The organism is Streptomyces sp. NPDC002742, assembly GCF_042888885.1.
GTDB lineage: Bacteria > Actinomycetota > Actinomycetes > Streptomycetales > Streptomycetaceae > Streptomyces.
In genome coordinates this window covers 37,330-58,153 of sequence record NZ_JBIAQF010000022.1, presented here as the reverse complement: position 1 = coordinate 58,153, position 20,824 = coordinate 37,330, and the positions used below count along the sequence as shown (strand labels likewise).

At 70.5% G+C, this 20,824-nt stretch carries 16 protein-coding genes; 8 read left to right on the top strand and 8 right to left on the bottom strand.

Going from position 1 to position 20,824, the window contains the following annotated elements; genetic code table 11:
- The first annotated feature begins 444 nt into the window (after positions 1-444).
- Positions 445-2,208 carry an NlpC/P60 family protein gene (locus ACFYW8_RS32185; protein WP_389085318.1) on the top strand — a complete coding sequence of 588 codons (1,764 nt, stop codon included), beginning with the start codon at positions 445-447 and terminating at the stop codon, positions 2,206-2,208.
- Between the two features lie 225 nt (positions 2,209-2,433).
- Here the strand turns inward: ACFYW8_RS32185 and ACFYW8_RS32180 are convergent, their stop codons facing one another.
- The gene (locus ACFYW8_RS32180; RefSeq protein ID WP_389085692.1) at positions 2,434-3,981 is read right to left on the bottom strand and encodes an MFS transporter; all 1,548 of its coding nucleotides are present in this window, start codon (positions 3,979-3,981) and stop codon (positions 2,434-2,436) included.
- 474 nt (positions 3,982-4,455) lie between these two features.
- Here ACFYW8_RS32180 and ACFYW8_RS32175 point away from each other — a divergent pair, with 474 nt between their 5' ends.
- Together ACFYW8_RS32175 and ACFYW8_RS32170 are read left to right on the top strand one after the other, a co-directional pair.
- Positions 4,456-5,244 (top strand): ABC transporter ATP-binding protein, encoded by a 789-nt coding sequence (locus ACFYW8_RS32175; protein WP_365876509.1) that lies wholly within the window; start codon positions 4,456-4,458, stop codon positions 5,242-5,244.
- Positions 5,241-7,820 carry an ABC transporter permease gene (locus ACFYW8_RS32170; protein ID WP_389085311.1) on the top strand — a complete coding sequence of 860 codons (2,580 nt, stop codon included), beginning with the start codon at positions 5,241-5,243 and terminating at the stop codon, positions 7,818-7,820. Before ACFYW8_RS32175 ends, ACFYW8_RS32170 begins: the two co-directional genes overlap by 4 nt.
- 144 nt (positions 7,821-7,964) lie before the next feature.
- Here the strand turns inward: ACFYW8_RS32170 and ACFYW8_RS32165 are convergent, their stop codons facing one another.
- Complete coding sequence (locus tag ACFYW8_RS32165) at positions 7,965-8,513, bottom strand: phospholipase A2 (protein ID WP_389085687.1); 549 nt, start codon at positions 8,511-8,513, stop codon at positions 7,965-7,967.
- Between the two features lie 117 nt (positions 8,514-8,630).
- Between ACFYW8_RS32165 and ACFYW8_RS32160 the strand changes: the two genes are divergently transcribed.
- Together ACFYW8_RS32160 and mfd are read left to right on the top strand one after the other, a co-directional pair.
- Positions 8,631-9,158: a helix-turn-helix transcriptional regulator gene (locus ACFYW8_RS32160; RefSeq protein ID WP_389085306.1), complete on the top strand. Its 528-nt coding sequence runs from the start codon at positions 8,631-8,633 to the stop codon at positions 9,156-9,158.
- Between the two features lie 163 nt (positions 9,159-9,321).
- A complete protein-coding gene (mfd, locus tag ACFYW8_RS32155; protein WP_389085301.1) occupies positions 9,322-12,873 on the top strand; it encodes a transcription-repair coupling factor in 3,552 nt (1,183 codons plus the stop codon).
- A 58-nt stretch (positions 12,874-12,931) separates the two neighbouring features.
- Here the strand turns inward: mfd and ACFYW8_RS32150 are convergent, their stop codons facing one another.
- Positions 12,932-13,522 (bottom strand): TetR/AcrR family transcriptional regulator, encoded by a 591-nt coding sequence (locus tag ACFYW8_RS32150; RefSeq protein ID WP_389085296.1) that lies wholly within the window; start codon positions 13,520-13,522, stop codon positions 12,932-12,934.
- Positions 13,523-13,705: 183 nt separating this feature from the next.
- On the opposite strand from ACFYW8_RS32150, the gene ACFYW8_RS32145 reads away from it, so the two are divergent.
- Positions 13,706-14,587 carry a hypothetical protein gene (locus ACFYW8_RS32145; RefSeq protein WP_389085683.1) on the top strand — a complete coding sequence of 294 codons (882 nt, stop codon included), beginning with the start codon at positions 13,706-13,708 and terminating at the stop codon, positions 14,585-14,587.
- A 250-nt stretch (positions 14,588-14,837) separates the two neighbouring features.
- On the opposite strand, the gene ACFYW8_RS32140 is transcribed toward ACFYW8_RS32145, so the two are convergent.
- Entirely contained in the window at positions 14,838-15,029 is a 192-nt protein-coding gene (locus ACFYW8_RS32140) for an antitoxin (RefSeq protein ID WP_389085291.1), read from the bottom strand.
- Positions 15,030-15,191: 162 nt separating this feature from the next.
- Between ACFYW8_RS32140 and ACFYW8_RS32135 the strand changes: the two genes are divergently transcribed.
- The gene (locus ACFYW8_RS32135) at positions 15,192-15,923 is read left to right on the top strand and encodes an HNH endonuclease family protein (protein ID WP_389085286.1); all 732 of its coding nucleotides are present in this window, start codon (positions 15,192-15,194) and stop codon (positions 15,921-15,923) included.
- 126 nt (positions 15,924-16,049) lie between these two features.
- Here ACFYW8_RS32135 and ACFYW8_RS32130 read toward each other — a convergent pair whose 3' ends face one another.
- From ACFYW8_RS32130 to ACFYW8_RS32115, 4 genes are all read right to left on the bottom strand, one after another.
- A complete protein-coding gene (locus tag ACFYW8_RS32130) occupies positions 16,050-17,396 on the bottom strand; it encodes a hypothetical protein (protein ID WP_389085282.1) in 1,347 nt (448 codons plus the stop codon).
- Entirely contained in the window at positions 17,393-18,184 is a 792-nt protein-coding gene (locus ACFYW8_RS32125; RefSeq protein ID WP_389085277.1) for a hypothetical protein, read from the bottom strand. The genes ACFYW8_RS32130 and ACFYW8_RS32125 overlap by 4 nt, the downstream gene beginning before the upstream one ends.
- A gap of 303 nt (positions 18,185-18,487) precedes the next feature.
- Positions 18,488-19,387 carry a hypothetical protein gene (locus ACFYW8_RS32120; RefSeq protein ID WP_389085272.1) on the bottom strand — a complete coding sequence of 300 codons (900 nt, stop codon included), beginning with the start codon at positions 19,385-19,387 and terminating at the stop codon, positions 18,488-18,490.
- Between the two features lie 31 nt (positions 19,388-19,418).
- Positions 19,419-19,952 carry a YbhB/YbcL family Raf kinase inhibitor-like protein gene (locus tag ACFYW8_RS32115; protein WP_365876487.1) on the bottom strand — a complete coding sequence of 178 codons (534 nt, stop codon included), beginning with the start codon at positions 19,950-19,952 and terminating at the stop codon, positions 19,419-19,421.
- Positions 19,953-20,101: 149 nt separating this feature from the next.
- On the opposite strand from ACFYW8_RS32115, the gene ACFYW8_RS32110 reads away from it, so the two are divergent.
- Positions 20,102-20,794: a GntR family transcriptional regulator gene (locus tag ACFYW8_RS32110; RefSeq protein WP_389085265.1), complete on the top strand. Its 693-nt coding sequence runs from the start codon at positions 20,102-20,104 to the stop codon at positions 20,792-20,794.
- Positions 20,795-20,824 lie beyond the last annotated feature (30 nt).

Genomic DNA, 20,824 nt, shown 5'->3' with positions numbered 1-20,824 from the left:
GCGCGGACGCTGGTGACGTGGCCTTGGGTGCTCGGGGGACGAGAACGCGTCTGGCATCCCGGTTCTCCTTGCGTGGCTCGGGTCCGGTGCGGGACCGCAGGGAGCTGGGGGGTGAGCAGCGCACGCTACTCGCAGGTAGCGGGAGCGCGCGACCGTTTCGCCGAACTGGTCGGTCGGTATGCGCTTACCGCGGCCGCGTCCGCCGAAGTGGTCCGAAACCGGGCATCTCCTACCGGCCGATCGAGGAGACGCTGCCGGGGCACTACGAGGCATGGCGCCGTCTGCGGAAGCCGTGACACGGGGGCGCGGCGAGGCCGGCGCGGACCGTCAGGGCAAAACGCCCCGGCGGAGGCTCCGGCGGGGACCGTATCCGTTCCATCGGGATCCGAACCCGATCAGAGCATTGCTGTTCATGTGTTCGGCCTGTCCGGGATCATGATTTTCATGCCTCACACCTCTCGAAGAAGACTTCTCGCCGTTCTCGCGGCCTCCGCCGCCTCCGTGCCGCTCGCCGGAGCGGCGGCGGCACCGGCCCGTGCCGCCGGAGCGGCCGTTCCCGTGGATCCGTTCGCGGGTCCGGCCGGCCTCTCCTCGGCCCGTTCCTCGGTGACTCTGCCGCCGTTGGACGCCTCCTACTTCAGCTCGGTGACGCTCGGCGCCCCGCTCACCGCGACCGTGCTGGCGGGAACCCCGGTGCGCACCGAGGTCACCTCCGGCGGCCGGCGCGTCGCGTTACTGACCCACGGTGCGCGGACTGTCGTGGTGCCGGGGCCGCAGCGCAGGTTCGCGGAGAACAAGCGGCCCTTCGTGGACGACTTCCAGCGCACCCTGCCCGACCCTTCGCTCGACCCGGCGGACCGGGCCTACTGGGGTACGTCTCCCGGCGGCGGCAGCTGGTCGACGCTCGGGCCGGTGGACACCGACTACTCCGTCGTGCCGGGCTACGGCGTCGTCGGTCTCACCACCGAGAACTACAGCCGGCACGCCAGCCTGCGAGACGACGAGATCACGGACGTCGATGCCCGCTGCACGGCACGGTTCGACAAGATACCCACCGGTCAGGCGTGTTCGTTCGGGCTGACGTTCGGCTACCAGAGCACGCACAGCAACTACCGGGCCCGGTTGTCGTTCCTCACGTCGGGCGCGGTCGAGCTGCGCGTCGAGAAGGAGGTCGACGACACGGTGACGCAGCTGGCCGCCACCCTCACCCTCGGCACGAGTGTGCCCGCGGGAACCGACTGGACGATCCGGGTGCGCCGGGAGGGCACCCGGATCCAGGCCAAGGCATGGCGGTCGGCGTCGGCCGAGCCGTCCGCGTGGGCCGTCGACATCACCGACTCCACCTTCGCCAAGGGCCGTGTGGGCCTGCGCGCCCTGGCCAACAAGGGCTGTACGAACCTGCCGGTCGCCCTGTCCGTCAGCCGCTACGAGGTGGACGCCGCGAACTGGCAGACCCCGCCCACCGTCACGCACGGAGACTGGGTGCGGGTACTGCCCGAGCCGTTCGACGGGACCTGGACGCCCCAGCTGGAACAGACGATCCGCGGCTGGGCCGGCTCCACGGTCCCCGACGTCCTGGCGTATGCCGCCATGTTCCTCGCGGACGCTCCGGCCGTGACGGCCGGAGCCGGGCCCGCCCAGGGCAAGCAGGTGCTGGGCGAGGCCGGTTACGGCTATCTCGACCCGCAGGGCTACCGCTACGAGGGCGCCGACTTCCACGAGTACATGAACGTGGGCTGGACCTTCCCCGACGGGACCCGCACCGGGCCGAGCAGCAAGCAGGTCGGCAACCTCGACTGCTCGGGTTACACACGGATGGTCTACGGCTATCACATGGGGGTGCCACTGGCCGCGGGGGAGGACACGTCCGGGAACCGGATTCCGCGCAAGTCGCGGGACATCGCCGACCATGCGCCCGGGGTCCTCGTCGACCGCACCGACGGCACCGCCCCGCCCGTCGCGGCCTTGCTCCAGCCCGGCGATCTGGTGCTGTTCAACGCGGACTCGAGCGACGACGACACGGGTTCCGGCACCGTGACCGTCGACCATGTCGGTATCTACCTGGGCCAGGACGCGGCCGGCAAGCGGCGTTTCCTCTCCAGCCGCAAGACGGTCGACGGGCCCACCATGTCCGACCTGGGCGGGGCGTCGCTGCTCGACGGCACGGGCACGTACGCGACGAAGCTGCACACTGTGCGCCGTATCTGAACCCGCTGCTCCGAACACCGCCCGGAAAGCGGTCGCCCGGTTCCGGCGGAGCTCGGCAGACGTCCCGGAGATACCGGTGGGTGCGGATCCCGAAGCACGGGAGGACCGCACCTGCCGGACTCCGTCGATCGGTCCGACGTCGTCGTCGACGAAGTCCAGGAGGTCCTTCGGACCGGGGGTGCCACCTGGGCGAACGGGCAGGGGGGACGAGCCGTCGTGCCGCGGTCAGTCCGTGGCGTCCGTGGCGTCCGTGGGGTCTGTGGGGTCCGTGGGGTCTGTGGAGTCCCGGAGCACCGGGAAGCGGCGCGGTGCGACGAACAGCAGGACCAGGAAGGCTAGGGCGGCGGCACCGGCGGCGCCCAGGTAGACGGCGTGGACCGCGTCGGCGACCGCCTGGCGCAGCCGCCCGGCCGGCGCGCCCGAGTCCAGCGCGCGGGTCACCGCGTCGAGATCCCCGGCGCCGCCGAGCCGTGCGGCCAGCACGCCGTTGGCGACAGCGCCGAACAGGGCGGCGCCCAGGGTCTGTCCGGTCTGCCGGCAGAAGAGGACGGAGGCGGTGGTCGTACCGCGCTCGGCCCATCCGACGGTGGACTGGACGCCGATGATCAGGGGGAGCTGGAAGAGCCCGAGCGCGCCGCCCAGGAGCAGCATCAGCAGGGCGGGCTGCCACGGCTCGCCCGGATAGGGCAGGAAGGGAAAGGCCAGCAGGAGCAGGCTCGCCGTGCCGATGCCGAGCATCGCGGTGTTGCGGAAGCCGATGCGGCGGTAGACGTGCTGGCTGAGCGCCGCGGACACCGGCCAGCTCAACGTCCATACGGAGAGCACGAACCCGGCGGCGACCGGGGCGAGGCCGAGGACCGCCTGCGCGTAGGTGGGCAGGAACACCGTCGGCGCGACCATGAGCAGGCCCAGCGCCCCGAGCGCGAGGTTGACCGCGGCGATCGTCCGGCGGCGCCACACCCAGCCCGGAATGATCGGTTCGGCCGCCCTCCGTTCGACGGCCACGACGACCGCGACGAGGACGAGTCCCGTTCCGAACAGGGCGGCCGAGGGCCCCGAGAGCCAGTCCCAGGCGACACCGCCCTGCACCAGGGCGGTCAGCAGGACGCCGCCACAGGCGAACACCGCGAGTGCGCCCGCCCAGTCGATCCGGGGCCGCCGGGCCGGGCGGGCCCGCTGCGGTTCGTGCAGATGACGGACGATCAGCCACAGGGCGAGGGCGCCGACCGGCAGATTGACGAGGAAGATCCACCGCCAGTCGGCGTACGCCGCGAGGACTCCGCCCAGGGCGGGACCCGCGATGGCCGAGGTCGCCCACACGGTGGACAGCTTGGCCTGGATCTTCGGGCGTTCCCTGAGCGGGTACAGATCGGCGGCGAGTGTCTGCACGGTGCCCTGGAGGGCGCCGCCGCCCAGGCCCTGCACGACGCGGAAGGCGATGAGCGCGGCCATGTTCCAGGCGGTGGCGCACAGCAGTGAGCCGAGGAGGAACACGGCGGCACCCGCCACGAGGACCGGCTTGCGGCCGAAGGTGTCGGAGAGCTTGCCGTAGACGGGGAGCGTGACCGTGACGGCGAGCAGGTAGCCCGAGAACAGCCAGGAGAAGACGGAGAATCCGCCGAGGTCGCCGACGATCTGCGGGACGGCGGTGGACACGATGGTGGAGTCGAGCGCGGCGAGAGCCATCGCCAGCATGAGCGCGGCGACGACGGCGCCGCGCCGCCGGGTCCCGGCGCGGGTCGTGCGGGGAGGCTGCTCCCGTACGGCCGGTATCTCGGTGTGCCCCTCGCCCACGGGATTCCTTCCCCCTGCATCTATCCGGTGGGAGCAGCTTCCCACTTGAGCCTCACGCCGGGGGAGGGCGGAGGGCTGTGTGGGCCCGGGGGTGGACCGACCCCGAGGAGTTGTCCACCGAAGGGTGGAGGACCCCTAGGGGGATCTCCGCATTAGGGGTCGGGGAGGGTTCGTCCCGCCGGAGGACGAGACGGGGCCGGGGTCGTCCTTAACCTGGCTTTACGCCGTCGGGGGCGCGTTCCGGTCGTACGGACCGCACCTGCGGGGGTGGGGTTTTCCCCAGCAGAAGACGGGGTCGTGCACCAGCGCGGCCGACCCCCTCCCGGCACCAGACTTACGGACGTGGCCAGCGCACCGCGTCAACGCGGTGCGGACCGTCGAGGCCCGTCGCACCCGCTCGCAGACTTTCGCAGCCCGGCAGGTCCCCCTGTCGGCCGACTTAGGAGACATACCGTGACATCGGCTGTAAGCATTCCCAGGCACGAGGGCACTGGAGGGCGTACGGCCGTCGCCGCGCGGGCGCGTCAGGTCGTCAAGGCGTACGGGTCCGGCGAGACCCGCGTCGTCGCCCTCGACCAGGTCGACGTGGACATCGCGCGGGGCCGGTTCACCGCGATCATGGGCCCGTCGGGCTCCGGCAAGTCCACGCTGATGCACTGCCTCGCCGGGCTCGACACCGTCACCTCCGGCCAGATCTTCCTCGACGAGACCGAGATCACCGGGCTCAAGGACAAGAAGCTGACGCAACTGCGCCGGGACCGGATCGGCTTCATCTTCCAGGCCTTCAACCTGCTGCCGACGCTGAACGCCCTGGAGAACATCACGCTCCCGATGGACATCGCGGGCCGCAAGCCCGACCGGGCGTGGCTGGACCAGGTCGTGGAGACCGTCGGTCTCGCGGACCGGCTCAAGCACCGCCCCAACCAGCTCTCCGGCGGCCAGCAGCAGCGCGTCGCGGTGGCCCGGGCACTGGCGGCCCGTCCCGAGATCATCTTCGGCGACGAGCCGACCGGAAACCTCGACTCCCGGGCCGGCGCCGAGGTGCTGGGCTTCCTGCGGCGCTCGGTGGACGACCTCGGCCAGACGATCGTGATGGTCACGCACGACCCGGTGGCGGCCTCGTACGCGGACCGCGTGCTGTACCTCGCGGACGGCAGGATCGTCGACGAGATGCACCAGCCGACGGCCGATCAGGTCCTGGACCGCATGAAGGACTTCGACTCCCGCGGGCGGACGTCATGACCGTCCTCAAGACCTCGATGCGCAACTTCTTCGCGCACAAGGGACGCATGGCCCTGTCCGCCGTGGCGGTCCTGCTGTCGGTGGCCTTCGTCTGCGGCACCCTGGTGTTCAGCGACACGATGAACACGACGTTCGACAAACTCTTCGCGGCCACCTCCTCCGATGTCACCGTGAGCGCGAAGAGCGCCTCGGACACCGGCGAGACGACGTCCGGCAACGGCAGGCCCCCGTCCATGCCCGCCTCCGTGCTCGACCAGGTGCGTACGGCGCCGGGCGTGAAGTCGGCCGAGGGCGCCGTCTTCTCCAGCGCCGTGACCGTCGTCGACGCCGCCAAGGACAACCTGTCGCCCTCCAGTGGCGCGCCCACCATCGTCGGCAGTTGGAACGCCAACGAGGCCCGCACGATGAAGGTCACCTCCGGTTCGGCGCCGAAGGGCTCCGGTCAGGTGATGGTCGACGCGGACACCGCGGACAAGCACCACCTGAAGCTCGGTGACGAGATCGGCGTGATCAGCGCGGTCGGCACGCACACAGCGAAGATCTCCGGCATCGCCACCTTCACCGTCACCAACCCCGGCGCGGCCATCTTCTACCTGGACACGCCGACCGCCCAGAAGACGCTCGTCGGCCGGACCGGCGTCTACACCAACGTGAACGTCACCGCCGCCGCCGGGGTCAGCGACGCCCGGCTCAAGCAGGACGTGACGGCCACGACCGGCGGCCACTACAAGGTGCAGACGGCCAAGGAGACCGCCGACGCCAACCGCCAGGACGTGGGCAGCTTCCTGGACGTCATGAAGTACGCGATGCTCGGCTTCGCCGGGATCGCCTTCCTGGTCGGCATCTTCCTGATCATCAACACCTTCTCGATGCTCGTCGCCCAGCGCACCCGCGAGATCGGTCTGATGCGGGCCATCGGCTCCAGCCGCAAGCAGGTCAACCGCTCGGTCCTGGTCGAGGCACTGCTCCTCGGCACGTTCGGCTCCGCCCTCGGTGTCGGCGCGGGCATCGGCATCGCCGTCGGCCTGATGAAGCTCATGGGCATGACCGGCATGAACCTGTCCACCGACGACCTGACGGTGGCCTGGACGACCCCGGTGATCGGCATGGTGCTGGGCATCGTCGTCACGGTCCTGGCGGCCTATCTGCCGGCCCGCCGGGCCGGCAAGGTCTCCCCGATGGCCGCCCTGCGCGACGCCGGCGCCCCGGCCGACGCGAAGGCCGGAGTCGTACGGGCCGTGCTCGGCCTGCTCCTCACCGGCGCCGGCGGCTTCGGCCTCTACCTCGCCGCCGACGCCACCAAGGCGAGCGAGGGCTCGATGTGGCTCGGCCTCGGCGTGGTGCTCAGCCTGCTCGGGTTCGTCATCATCGGCCCGCTGCTCGCGAGCGGTGTGGTGCGCGTCCTGGGCGCGGTCCTGCTGCGGGCGTTCGGCCCGGTGGGACGCCTGGCCGAGCGCAACGCCCTGCGCAACCCGCGCCGCACCGGCGCCACCGGCGCCGCCCTCATGATCGGCCTCGCGCTGGTCGCCTGCCTGTCGGTGGTCGGCTCCTCCATGGTCGCCTCCGCGACCGACGAGCTCGACAAAACCGTCGGCACCGACTTCATCATCCAGAACGACGGCGGCCAGCCGATCACCCCGCAGGCCGCGCAGGCGGTGAAGAAGACGCCGGGGCTGTCCCGGGTCACCGAGTACCGGGTCACCGAGGGCGACTACACCACCCCCGACGGCAAGACGCTCAAGAACACCGACATCACGGCGGCCGACCCGTCGTACGCCACCGACCTGCGGACCAAGACCGTCGCCGGCGACCTGAAGGACGCCTACCTGCCCGACTCGATGTCCGTGCACGACAAGTTCGCCAAGGACCACGGCATCCACCTCGGGTCGAAGATCAAGGTCGCCTTCAAGGACGGCGCCACCGCGAACCTGACGGTCCGCGCCATCACCAGCAGCGACGCCGTCATCGACAAGGGCTCGAAGTACATCTCCATCGCCACGCTCGCCAAGTACGTGCCGGCCGACAAGATGCCCCTGGACGCGATGGTCTTCGCCTCGGCCAAGGACGGACAGCAGGACAGCGCGTACAAGGCCCTGAAGTCCTCCCTGCACGACTACCCGCAGTACCAGGTCCGCGACCAGACCGACTACAAGCAGGCCATGAAGGACCAGATCGGCCAGCTCCTGAACCTGATCTACGGCCTGCTCGCCCTCGCGATCATCGTCGCGGTCCTGGGTGTGGTGAACACCCTCGCCCTGTCGGTGGTCGAGCGCACCAGGGAGATCGGTCTGATGCGGGCCATCGGTCTCTCGCGCCGCCAGCTGCGCCGCATGATCCGGATGGAGTCGGTGGTCATCGCCCTCTTCGGCGCGCTGCTCGGCCTCGGTCTGGGCATGGGCTGGGGCGCGACCGCCCAGCAGCTCCTCGCCCTGGAGGGCCTGAAGGTCCTGGAGATCCCCTGGCCGACCATCATCGGGGTCTTCGTCGGCTCGGCCTTCGTGGGCCTGTTCGCCGCCCTGATCCCGGCGTTCCGGGCGGGCCGGATGAACGTACTGAACGCGATCGCCACGGATTAGGACCGGACGGACAGGTCCGAGAGGCTCCGGCGCGGTCCGGACCGAGGGGTGTGGGCGGTGGCCCACACCCCTCGGTGGTACGTCCGGTCGGCGCCGGACGGGCCGGGCGGGGGAGAGGCCCGGCCGAACGGGGTCGGGCGGTGGTCAGCCCGAGGCGCGGACGGCGATGTAGTAATCCGTGGCCGTCGAATAGCACTTGTTCTTCAGCGTTCTGCGCATGGCCGGGGTGTACGGGTCGTCCCAGAACTTCCTTGCGCACTCCCGGTTCAAGTCGGCGTGGAGCCCCTGGTCGATCCGGAGCTTGTAGCTCCTCTTGAATTTGGCGTTACCGACGAGCTTCTTGTAATTACGGTATCCGAAGTCATGTCGGTAACACGGCAACTTGAAGTCGTATCCGCCGGGGATGGTGTTCGGGGACGACGAGCAGTAGTTGGTCGACCAGTCGAAATTGTACTTCGCGATCGCCTGATTGTGCGTCCTGTGCTGTCCGAGTGCCTTGAACCAGGCGTTCTGGGAGGTCGCGGACGTCTGCGTGAGGGTCGACAATTTCGTGAGCTTCTGGGACTTGGTCACGGAAGCGGTGGCCTGCACGGAAACCGGCGAGGCCGAAGCGGAGGAATCGGCGAGAGCCGGTACTGCTCCCGATATGAGGATGATTCCCGAAAGGGCGGCCGCGTGGATCGAATTGCGCACGGTGTTCAACTTTTTCCCTTCTCTTCGCGAGGTGGCGCAAGGTTGGCATGTTCGCGGCCGCGTTCGCAATCGGATACGGGCGGGACTTGGCCCGAGTGAATCGGAATTCAGTATTCCATGGCTCTGACCAGGGGTTGTTCGGTGATGGTCGACCTCATGCCAGTCCCGCTATATGTGATGTGTGGGATATGGGGGGAGGGAAGGCTCAGATTTCGCTCAAGCGGGGGCTCGGGCACCCGTGAGGCCATTACTCTCCGTGCGCGAAAGGCCGGAAACATGTACCGCCGGGTTCTGGTGGACGGGAGTTGTGGTGGATCGTCGCCAATGGGAGTAAACAGGACAATGCCGGGTGCGGGAGAGGGGCGACGTGAATCAATGGAGGAGTCCCTGGGAAAGGCCGTCCGGAGCCGGCGGGGCGAGGCCGGAATGACGCAGGAGCGCCTCGCCGAACTCTCCGGGATGACACAGTCGGCGATATCCCGGCTGGAGCACGGGAAATGTATGCCGACGATGTCTTTACTGGAGAGGATCGCCGCCGCGTTCGGTTCCGCGCTACTCCTGGTGATAGAGCCGGGGTGCGGTGTGGCCGTCAGCTTCCGAGGCCGGGGTGAACCGGGCGGGAGCACCATGGCCGGGGCTCCCTGACACGGTCTGTGTCGGGCGTTGTCCACAGGCCCGGCGGGTGGGAGCGCAGCGTCGTAGGCTTGACACCCCCGGCCCGTCACACGCGTCGGGCCCTTCGTGTTGCCCACCCGGCCCCCGGTACGGCGCGTACGTGCCCCGGGCCCTCGGACGGAAGTGCCCCTCCATGAGCCTGCACGGTCTGCTCGACGCCGTAGTCAAGGACGCCGCCCTCGCGGAAGCGATTCGGGCGGCCGCCGACGGCCACCGGATGCACGTCGACCTGGTCGGCCCACCGGCGGCGCGCCCGTTCGCCGTCGCCGCGCTCGCCCGCGAGACCGGCCGTACGGTGCTGGCGGTGACGGCCACGGGCCGCGAGGCCGAGGACCTGGCCGCGGCCCTGCGCACCCTGCTCCCGCCGGACGGCGTGGCGGAGTACCCGTCGTGGGAGACGCTGCCGCACGAACGGCTCTCGCCCAGGTCGGACACCGTCGGCCGGCGTCTCGCCGTCCTGCGGCGCCTCGCCCACCCGCGCCCCGACGACCCCGAGACCGGCCCGGTGTCCGTCGTCGTCGCTCCCATCCGCTCGGTCCTCCAGCCGCAGGTCAAGGGCCTGGGCGACCTGGAGCCGGTCGTCCTGCGCACCGGAAGCACGGCCGACCTGGGCGACACCGTCGCGGCGCTCGCGGCAGCCGCCTACTCCCGCGTCGAACTCGTCGAGAAGCGCGGCGAGTTCGCCGTCCGCGGCGGCATCCTGGACGTCTTCCCGCCCACCGAGGAGCACCCGCTGCGGGTGGAGTTCTGGGGCGACGACATCGAGGAGATCCGCTACTTCAAGATCGCGGACCAGCGCTCCCTGGAGGTCGCCGAACACGGCCTGTGGGCCCCGCCCTGCCGCGAACTGCTGCTCACCGAAGACGTGCGGGCGAGGGCCGCAGCCCTCGCCGAGGCCCACCCGGAGCTGGGCGAACTCCTCGGCAAGATCGCCGAGGGCATCGCCGTGGAAGGCATGGAATCGCTCGCCCCGGTCCTCGTCGACGACATGGAACTGCTGCTCGACGTCCTGCCCGAGGGCGCGATGACGATCGTGTGCGATCCGGAGCGGGTACGGACCCGGGCCTCGGACCTGGTCGCGACCTCGCAGGAGTTCCTCCAGGCGTCCTGGGCGGCGACGGCCGGGGGCGGCGAGGCGCCCATCGACGTCGGCGCGGCCTCCCTGTGGTCCATCGCGGACGTACGGGACCGGGCCCGCGACCTGGACATGATGTGGTGGTCGGTGTCGCCGTTCGCCGCCGACGGGGAACTCACGGACGCCTTCGCCGGAGGGGTGGGGGACACCCTCAAGCTGGGCATGCACGCCCCCGAGACCTACCGCGGCGACACCGCCCGCGCGCTCGCCGACACCAAGGGCTGGCTGGCCGAGGGCTGGCACACGGTCTACGTCACGGAGGCGCACGGCCCGGCGGCACGCACCGTCGAGGTGCTGGGCGGCGAGGGCATCGCAGCCCGCCTGGACATCGACCTCACCGGGATCGGCCCCTCCGTCGTACACGTGGCCTGCGGCTCCATCGACTACGGCTTCGTCGACCCGGCGCTGCGCCTCGCCGTCCTGACGGAGACCGACCTCTCCGGCCAGAAGGCGGCCGGCAAGGACGGCGCCCGGATGCCGGCCCGCCGCCGCAAGACGATCGACCCGCTGACCCTGGAGACCGGCGACTACATCGTCCACGAACAGCACGGTGTCGGCCGCTACATCGAGATGGTCCAGCGCACCGTCCAGACCGCGACCCGCGAGTACCTGGTCGTCGAGTACGCCCCCGCCAAGCGCGGCCAGCCGGGCGACCGCCTCTACATCCCCACCGACCAGCTGGAACAGATCACCAAGTACGTCGGCGGCGAGGCCCCGACCATGCACCGCCTGGGCGGCGCCGACTGGACCAAGACCAAGGCGCGCGCCAAGAAGGCGGTCAAGGAGATCGCCGCGGACCTGATCAAGCTGTACTCGGCACGGATGGCGGCCCCGGGCCACGCCTTCGGCGCCGACACGCCCTGGCAGCGCGAACTGGAGGACGCGTTCCCGTACGCGGAGACCCCCGACCAGCTCACGACGATCGCCGAGGTCAAGGAGGACATGGAGAAGACGGTCCCGATGGACCGCCTGATCTGCGGCGACGTCGGCTACGGCAAGACGGAGATCGCGGTCCGCGCCGCGTTCAAGGCGGTGCAGGACGGCAAGCAGGTGGCGGTCCTCGTCCCCACGACCCTGCTGGTGCAGCAGCACTTCGGCACGTTCTCCGAGCGCTACTCGCAGTTCCCGGTGAACGTCCGCGCCCTGTCCCGCTTCCAGACGGACACCGAGGCCAAGGCGGTCCTGGAGGGGCTGCGCGAGGGCTCGGTGGACCTCGTCATCGGCACCCACCGCCTGTTCTCCTCCGAGACCAAGTTCAAGGACCTGGGCCTGGTCATCGTCGACGAGGAACAGCGCTTCGGCGTCGAGCACAAGGAACAGCTCAAGAAGCTCCGCGCCAACGTCGACGTCCTCACGATGTCCGCGACCCCCATTCCCCGTACGCTCGAAATGGCGGTGACGGGCATCCGCGAGATGTCCACGATCACCACCCCGCCCGAGGAGCGGCACCCGGTGCTGACCTTCGTCGGCCCGTACGAGGAGAAGCAGATCGGCGCGGCGATCCGCCGTGAACTGCTGCGCGAGGGCCAGGTCTTCTACATCCACAACCGGGTCGAGTCCATCGACCGGGCGGCCGCCCGCCTCAGGGAGATCGTCCCGGAGGCGCGGATCGCCACGGCTCACGGCCAGATGTCGGAGGGGGCGCTGGAGCAGGTGGTCGTGGACTTCTGGGAGAAGAAGTTCGACGTACTGGTCTCCACGACGATCGTCGAATCGGGCATCGACATCTCGAACGCCAACACGCTGATCGTGGAGCGCGGCGACAACTTCGGCCTGTCGCAGCTCCACCAGCTGCGCGGCCGGGTCGGCCGCGGCCGGGAGCGCGGCTACGCCTACTTCCTGTACCCGCCGGAGAAGCCCCTCACGGAGACGGCCCACGAGCGGCTCGCGACGATCGCCCAGCACACCGAGATGGGCGCGGGCATGTACGTGGCGATGAAGGACCTGGAGATCCGCGGCGCGGGCAACCTGCTCGGCGGCGAGCAGTCGGGCCACATCGCCGGAGTCGGCTTCGACCTGTACGTCCGCATGGTGGGCGAGGCGGTCGCGGACTACCGCGCCTCGCTGGAGGGCGGTGTGGAGGAGGAGCCGCCGCTGGAGGTCAAGATCGAGCTGCCGGTCGACGCGCACGTCCCGCACGAGTACGCGCCGGGCGAGCGGCTGCGCCTCCAGGCGTACCGGTCCATCGCCTCCGCCAACACAGAGGAGGACGTCAAGGCCGTACGCGAGGAACTCGTCGACCGCTACGGCAAGCTCCCGGAGCCGGTCGAGAACCTGCTCCTGGTGGCGGGACTGCGGATGCTCGCGCGCGCCTGCGGGGTCGGCGAGATCGTCCTCCAGGGCAACAACATCCGCTTCGCGCCCGTGGAGTTGAGGGAGTCCCAGGAACTGCGCCTGATGCGCCTGTATCCGGGAACCGTCATCAAGCCGACCGCCCACCAGGTCCTCGTCCCCCGCCCGAAGACGGCGAAGGTCGGCGGAAGGCCTTTGGTGGGACGGGAGTTGCTCGGCTGGACCGGGGAGTTCCTGGCTTCGATCCTGGGGTCTTGACGGTTCCTCCCGTACCGAGGACCTGATCAAGGCCGGACCTGGTCAAAGCCGGACCCGGTCAAGGCCGCTGGGGGCGGAACAGCATTTCCGTCAGGGCGTGGAAGATTTCTTCGGGGTCCTCCTCGCCCACCTGGCCGTCCAGGTTGTGGCTGATCAGGAGTGTGGCGAAGCCGTGGGCGAGGGACCAGGCCGCGATACCGGCGAGGCGGGTGTCGGGGCCGCGTCCCTCCGAGGGGAGCGCGGAGACGGCGGCGCGCAGTCGTACGCCCGCCAGCGTCCGGGCCGTCGTGAGCTCCAGGTCGTTCTCGCGGAGCAGTTCCGGGGCGAACATGACCTGGAAGTGGGCGGGATACTCCCGCGCGAAACGTACGTAGCGCACACCCGCGTCGCGCAGGTCGGCGGCGTCGTCGAGCGCGGTCGCCAGGAGCCCGAAGCCCTCCGCCGCGATGGCCGTGAGCAGGCCGACGCGGTCCTTGAAGTGGTGGGCCGGGGCGGCGTGCGAGACGCCCGCGCGGCGGGCCAGATCGCGCAGGCTCACCGCTGAGGGCCCCTCGACGGTGATGACGTCGAGAGCGGCGCCGAGGATGGCGCGGCGCAGGTCGCCGTGGTGGTAGGGGCGCGCGGAGCCGCTGGTCTTCGCGGGATTCATGAAAGAAGCCTACGCCGAATCTAGTCGTTGACAAGTTCGTCCGACTCGGGCAATCTTGGCAATGTCAAGTTGTGGAGCGTGTCGATACGTGACGAGGGGTGGGTCATGTCCGGGAACCTGGGCGGGACGAGTGGAGCCGGCGGCGAGGCAAGGTTCGCGGACGCAGGGGTGCCCGGGGAGGCGATGCCGACAGCAGGGGCGTTCGTCGATCTCGGCCGGGTGCGCCAGCTCTGGCATCTGCTTGAGCCCCTGCACGCCGTGCTGTACTACGCGCCGGAGGCCTTCGAGGAGGCAGCGGCACTCGGATACGGGACCCAGGAACGCTGGCCCAGCTACTTCCCCTACCGCGCGGCGCCGTTGGGGGCCGTCGGCAGTCGGCGGGTGGCCTCCGCCTTCTACGGTTTCAGTCCGCGCATGGTGGACGAGCACATCAAGTCGGCCTGGCGGAACGCGAGTCCGGAGCGGGTGCTCGCGGCGCGGGAGCGGTCCGTCGACCGGGCGTACCGCGCGATACTCGGCGACCGCGTCACCGCGCCCGAACTCGTCGAGGCCGCCGCGCTGGCCCGCCGGGCCGCCGAGGCGGCGAACACCGCAGGGCGTCAACTCGCTGCGGCGAACGCCGAGTTGCCCTGGCCCGAGACCCCGCATCTCCAGCTGTGGCATGCGGCGACGATCCTGCGCGAGCATCGCGGCGACGGCCACCTCGCCGCCCTGCTCGTCGCCGGCCTCGACCCGGTCGAGTCGCTGGTCTCCTTCGCGGCGATAGGGGCGGCCTCCGTGGAGCGGTTCGAGAGCCGGGGCTGGAGCTCCGAGGAGTGGGCCGCGGCCAGAGGCCGTCTGGCCGCACGGGGTCTTGTGGACAAGGACGGCATCGCCACGGACGCCGGCCGTGAGGTGCGCCGTCAGGTCGAGCACCACACCGACCGCCTCGCCGTCGACCCCTGGCGCTCGCTCGGCCCGGACGGCGTCACCCGCCTCGCGGACCTGCTCGGGGAGTTCTGGGTCGCGGTGCTGAGCTCGGGGCTGCTGCCGTCGGAGACGACGCTCGGGATCGGGAAGGTCTGACCGAAAGGTCTGACCGCGGCGACGGCGACCGGCCGGAGGGCGTCACGGCGTGGGGGCGGCGCGACGGCACGCGTATGCCTGGGCGACGGTGCGGGGGCGGTGCGACGGCACGCCCCTGCCTGGGTGGCACAGCGCGCGCGGGGCCGGTGCGGGAAGGAGGGGGGAGGGGATGCCCCCGAACGGCCCTGCCCCACCCGGCGGGGATGCCGCGATGGGGCTGGAAGGGGAGGTGGTTCTCGTTTCGCTCCGGCTAGGACTGTCCCGGCCGGTCGCGGTTACGGTCCATCCCCATTGCGCCTTCGGCCTTCTGCTGCGCGTCGTCGACCTTGTCCGTGTACTTGTCGCCGGTTTTCTTGTTGGCCTGCTTCTCGGCGGCATCGGACATCTGTCCTGCCTTTTCCTGTGCCGCGCGGTTGCTCTTGAACCTGTCGAAGATGCCCATCCAGAGCTCCTTCCGGAGGTGACTCAGCACCGACGATACGCCCGGCGTGCGCCCATTGCCCATTGATGTCTGGTATGGCCGAGGAATGGCGGCCGTTACCTTGGGCAGACGGGAATCACGTCCGATCTGGGCGGACCCGGGGAGGCGAAGGGGAGGGGCGCTGTGCTGCGTCTGAGGGGTGGGGCGGCGGCTGCCGCAGTGGTGGTGTTCGTCATCGGCGCCGGAGTGAGCGGCTGCAAGAAGGACGCCTTGGGTTCCACGGGACCGCAGGAGACGACCGCCGGCAGCGGTGGCGCCGCCTACGCCGCCGTGGACTCGCTGGCCGTCAAGGGGCGCGCGCCCAAGACCGGGTACACCAGGGAGCGGTTCGGCACGGCCTGGGCCGACACCGACGCGAACGCGTGCGACACCCGTGACGACATCCTCAAGCGGGACCTGAAGGAAGTGAAGCTCAGCGACGGCAAGTGCAGGGTGTCCCGCGGAGTCCTCGAACCCGATCCGTACGGCGGCAAGGACGTCACCTTCGTCCGCGGGCGCAGCCTGGTCGACATCGACCACCTCGTCGCGCTCTCGGACGCCTGGCAGACGGGCGCCAAGTACTGGGACGCGAGCAAGCGGATAGCGCTGGCCAACGATCCGCTCAACCTCCGTGCCGTCGGAGCGAGCGCCAACCGCAGCAAGGGCGACGGCGACACCGCGACCTGGCTCCCGCCCAACAAGGCGTACCGCTGCACGTATGTCGCCGCACAGGTGGCGGTGAAGAAGAAGTACGGACTCTGGGTCACCAGCGCCGAGAAGGCGGCCATGAAGAAGGTCCTGGGCGGCTGCCCCGGCCAGAAACTGCCCGCGGGCGGCAATCCGACCGAGGCGCCGAAGAGGTTCCACGCGAATTGACGCGGGTCGCGTCCCGCGAAGGGGCTGGGCCATGGCCCGCCCACGCCGGCGCCCGCCGTGGCGCGGAAACGGAAAGGGGGCGAGCCGCGAGCTCGCCCCCTTTCCGCTGTCAGGCCCTTACCGCTGTCAGGCGGACGGGTTGACGATCACGTTGGCCGAGTTGTTCGTGGTGTCCGGGTCGAAGGCGAGGGCCGCGCCGTAGTAGGGCCGGGCGACGACGCGACCCGCCGCGTCGGGCACGACCCGGTCGATGCGCAACCGGAACGGGAAGAGGACGTCGAGGTCGGGCTTGGCCACCATCGGCAGGGTGCAGGCGTAGTGGCCGATGGCCGGGTCGTCCCCCGACGTCCGGGCGGTGCGGCAGGTGTCGGGTACGGACGTGGCCGTGGTGCCCTCCGGGAGATAGAAGTCGATCACGGCGACCGGGTCACCGGAGACGACGTCGCCGACCCAGGCCGGGCCGTGGTTGACGAAGCGGAAGGCGGCCGTGACGGTGTCACCGGCCGCGCCGCTCACCTCGGTGCCCTGCACGGAGAAGTCGGCGGTGTTGTCGGCGACTATGCGCGAGGAACCGCCGTTGTCCGAGGTGTCGAGGTCGGTGGCGTCGCCGGCGGGCTCGACCTCGCGGTCGAACCGCTCGTACAGCGCGTGGCCTGTCACGGCCAGCCGCAACGGCTCCGGCAGCTCCACGGTGGCACCGGGCGTGACGTCGGTGTCGAAGGAGCAGGTCACATACGTCATGGTCGCGTACGCGCCGCTGTCGTTCGGCCCGGTGTAGGTGCACTGCGGGTAGCGGGTGACGACGTCGAGGCCGTACGTCGCCCACATCTTCACGCTGAAGCCGTGAGCGGTCTCGTTGCCTGTGTTGGTGACGGAGAACGGCACGGTGAGGCTGGTGCCGGGCGTGACGCCGCTGACGTCGTGGGGGGCGCTGACGCTGAGGTCCGGGCCGGAGCCGACGGTGACGGTGGTCTCCGCGGAGCGCTGCGGGGCCACGAGTGTGCCGTCCGGTCCGCCGGTGGCCTCGGCGGAGTACTCGATCGCGCCCTTCGCTCCCACGGCGGCACCGGCGGCGGCCCGTACGTTCAGCCGTACCTGCGCGCTGTAGCGGGTCGACACGTTGCCGGTGTCGCACACGGCGACGGTCCCGGCGTCGTCCGGCGTGCAGTTGTCGGGCCAGGCCACCTCGGCGACCCCGGCGAGCCCGGAGACGTCGACGGTCAGCCGCCCCTCGGTCACGGTGAAGTTGCCGTTGTCGTGGTACAGGCCGATCGCCAGCGATCGGTACTGCGCCGCACCGCTGTCCGGAGCGACGGTGACCGCGTGATCGTACGGCGCGTGGATCCACAGTTGATCGCTCTGCGCCTCGTCGGCGAAAGCGACCCCACTCCCGAGACCGGCGACGGCTAACGCCCCCACGGCTCCCGCGCATACCCCGCGACGCAAGACGCGTGCGACGAAGACAGAACTCATGACATACCCCAGACGGGACAGAAGGAGACTCCGGTGAAGTGATCATCACCGGACGGGAGTTCGACTCCTTGCCGAGGTGAAAGGTTGCGGGGTGAGGGGGATGTGGTGCGTGGTTTTTTTACCGTCTTCTTGATCCGGAAACCGCGGGAGACGGCGACCGTCGCCCCCGCACCCAGCACCGCTCCGGGACTTTCACCGCGGTCGTGCCCGGGGGAATCGTGACCGTCGTCTCGACCGAGGGATCTTCGAGGGGCCTGCTGCCCGTCCAGGTCGGCACGCCGCCGGGACCCCTTGTCCAGGATGTCGACCTTCCACACCCGTTCGGTGATCGCGGCTCCGTCGGCCTGTCCGCTGACCCGGATCTCGCTGGTGGTCCCGCCCCGCGCACCCTTCAGGCTCCGCACCCGGAAGTTCTCGAGCCGGGTCGTCTTGCCAGGGGAGGGAGCGTCCTTGCCCTGACAGACCAGGACGCCCGCGGTCTTCTTCTCGCACCCGGAGAAGGGGGCGGTGACGTCCACGACCCCGTCGAGCGAGCTGTAGTCGACGGTGAGCGTGTACGACGTGATCTTCGTCGTGCCCGTGTTGGTCAGCGTCACGGAATCCGACGTGTTCGAGTCCGACGGTATGTAGGGCTCGGCCTTCAGGGTGTAGGCGCCGGAACCCGAGGCCACCTCCAGCCCCGCTCCGACGGCAACAGCACGTTCGGACGGCACACCCACCGTCGCGGCGGCCACCGCCAGCACCCCGGCCGTGGCCCACACTCCCCGTGGCACCTGGCTCACCCTCATGGAACCCCTCCCAAGACCAAGAAATACGCGCCGTGAACAACGCGACAACAATGACCTTCGAGACAGGGCAGGGTGTCGAAAGGTTGAGCGACAGTCGTGACAGCGTGCGGAGTTCGTCGTCCGGGTGGTCCTGGCGGGAAGAGGCCCCGGCGAAGTAGCCGTCGCCGTACGGGAGTTCGCCTCTTTGTTGGGGTGGAGGATTGTGGTTGGGGGGTGTGGTGCGTGGTTCGGGTTCTGAGAACCGGTCGGGGCCTGAGCGGGGTCCGGCGGCCGGTCGTCGGTCTTGATCGCGCATAGGGCCGTCTATGCGGGATCCTGCCGTCCCCGCACGGCCCGGAACGTCTCTGCCGCGGTGAACGCGCCGGCGATCGGCGCGATGAGCGAGGCGAAGCGGCGGGCACCCGCGTCGCCGATCGGCGTCCACAGTGCGGCGCAGTGCTCGTCCGTTTCCACCTCGATCCGCTCCCGCGCCGCGCGGCCGGTATCGGTGATCGCGCCCTCGGTGTCGAGCCAGCCGCGGGCGGTGAGACGTGCCGTCGCCGCGTTCCACTCCTCGTCGTCCCACTTCCGGGTCGCTCGCGCGAGAGCTGTCGGGAGGAGGCCCGTCGCGGTGTGCAGGACGAGGCAGTCGCATGGCCCGAGGCCGTTGCCGGCGAGTACGACGAGATGGGCGTCACCGCGCCACTCCCGCACCACCGTGATCTGCTGCCACAGCGCGACGAGAGGATCGGGTGGAAGCCCGACCGAGGCGTTCGCGGCGGCCAGCACCTTGCCGGCGTAGTCGGCACCGGCGACGACCGGGTCGATCAGCGAGCGTGCCTCGGCGAGCTGGTCGTCCGTCAGGCGCACGTCGACGCGCCGCATCGCCCGTCCGGCGGCCGAGAAGCGGGCGGCCTGCCAACGCCCGGGCGGCGCGGCGTCCCACACGCCCGCCATGGCCCGCACCGCCCGCGGGCTGAAGTTGTAGAAGGCCGCGAGCGTGACCTGCCACGGGACCGCGCCCATCGCGGCCGACCGGAAGGCCAGATACGCCCGCCCGCGGTCACTCACGCCGAGCTCGGCCGCCTCCTGGGCGCTCTCGGGGGCGAGGTGGATGAACAGGTGGGCGGCGCTGACGGCGCGGCTGACGGCGCGGACGGCGTTCAGGTCCACCGGACCGTCGCCGGGGCGGGCGGAGCCGGGAAGGTCGTCGAGGTGCGTCACGGTTGTCCCTCCGGGAAGTCGGGCGGCACTGTCAGGCGGACGTTTCGGCGGTGGCGACCAGTACCGCGCGTCCGAGGACGTGACGGGCCATGGTGAAGCCGAGGACGGCCGGGGTGGCGTCGGCCGGGACGCCTATGGACGTGACGTCGAGGGCGTGCACCACGGCGAAGTAGCGGTGCGGGCCGTGTCCGGCCGGCGGGGCGGCGCCGAGGTAGCGCGCTGCGCGGGCGTCGTTGGGCAACTGGTAGGCGCCTTCGGGCAGGTGTGAGCCGGTGTCGTCGCCGGCGCCCTCGGGCAGTTCGGTGCAGGTGGCGGGGATGTCGGCGACCGCCCAGTGCCAGAACCCGGACCCGGTGGGGGCGTCGGGGTCGTAGACGGTGACGGCATAGCTCTTGGTGCCGTCCGGGGCACCGCTCCAGGACAGCTGCGGGGACATGTCCTTCCCGCCGGGCAGGCCGGAGGCGCGCTGCCTGGGCGGCCACGCGGCGCCGTCGGTGACGGTGGTGCTGGTGACGGTGAAGGACGCTGCCTCGGGGAGGCGCGCTAAGGGGTTGTTGACGTTCACGGTGTTGCTCCTCGATCAGGGCTGGGGGCGGCGGCGAGGCGTGGGGCCCCAGAGGCGACGGAACGGCACCGTCGCCGATGGCGCTCCTCCCAATGAATCGACAGTAACACTAATAATCGATTTTCTTGGGGATCGTCTATGCTGACGCCATGACTGGCACGCCTCACGACTCGGCTTCCGCCGGGAAACAGATGCTTTCCGAGCAGGTCTACGGACACCTGCGGCGCGCGATCATGCGCGGGGACTACGCCCCTGGTGACGCCCTCAAACCGCAGGATCTCGCCAGGGAGCAGGGCGTGAGCCTGGCCGTCACGCGTGAGGCGCTCGTGCGGCTGGTCGGCGAGGGGCTCGCCGACCGGCTGCCCAACCGCGGGTTCGCCGTCCCGTCCTTCTCCGACCATCGCTGGCAGGAGATCGCGGAAGCCCGCCGGACCGTCGAACCGGTCATACTGCGCATGTCCATCGAGCGCGGCGACGTCGACTGGGAGGCCCGCGTGCGTGCCGCCCACCACCGCCTGGTCCGCACTCCGGCGTACGTGCCGGAGGAGGGCGAGTACTACACCGGCGCCTGGGCCGAGGCTCACAGGGTCTTCCATCGCACGTTGCTGGAGGGGTGCGGCAACCGCGCGCTGCTGGAGACCTTCGACCGGTTGTGGACCGCGAGCGAGCTGGCCCGCCGCTGGTCGGCGCACCGCACCCCCGACCGGGACGGCCTCGAGGAACACCGCAGGCTGGAGGAGGTGGCGCTGGCCCGCGACGCCGACGCCGCAGCCGCGGTCCTGGTTCAGCACCTCGGCCTGACCGCGGCTGCTCTGACCGACGATTCAGGTCGGGCCACCTGAACACCTGGGCTCGCGCCGCAGTGGCGAGGC

Bases quoted from the DNA above. Each gene is read 5' to 3' on its own strand.
- ACFYW8_RS32110 (WP_389085265.1), top strand. From the start codon at position 20,102: ATGACTGGCACGCCTCACGACTCGGCTTCCGCCGGGAAACAGATGCTT.
- ACFYW8_RS32145 (WP_389085683.1), top strand. From the start codon at position 13,706: ATGCCGACAGCAGGGGCGTTCGTCGATCTCGGCCGGGTGCGCCAGCTC.
- ACFYW8_RS32160 (WP_389085306.1), top strand. From the start codon at position 8,631: ATGGCTCTGACCAGGGGTTGTTCGGTGATGGTCGACCTCATGCCAGTC.
- ACFYW8_RS32150 (WP_389085296.1), bottom strand. From the start codon at position 13,522: ATGAATCCCGCGAAGACCAGCGGCTCCGCGCGCCCCTACCACCACGGC.
- ACFYW8_RS32140 (WP_389085291.1), bottom strand. From the start codon at position 15,029: ATGGGCATCTTCGACAGGTTCAAGAGCAACCGCGCGGCACAGGAAAAG.
- ACFYW8_RS32130 (WP_389085282.1), bottom strand. From the start codon at position 17,396: ATGAGTTCTGTCTTCGTCGCACGCGTCTTGCGTCGCGGGGTATGCGCG.
- ACFYW8_RS32170 (WP_389085311.1), top strand. From the start codon at position 5,241: ATGACCGTCCTCAAGACCTCGATGCGCAACTTCTTCGCGCACAAGGGA.
- ACFYW8_RS32185 (WP_389085318.1), top strand. From the start codon at position 445: ATGCCTCACACCTCTCGAAGAAGACTTCTCGCCGTTCTCGCGGCCTCC.
- ACFYW8_RS32125 (WP_389085277.1), bottom strand. From the start codon at position 18,184: ATGAGGGTGAGCCAGGTGCCACGGGGAGTGTGGGCCACGGCCGGGGTG.
- mfd (WP_389085301.1), top strand. From the start codon at position 9,322: ATGAGCCTGCACGGTCTGCTCGACGCCGTAGTCAAGGACGCCGCCCTC.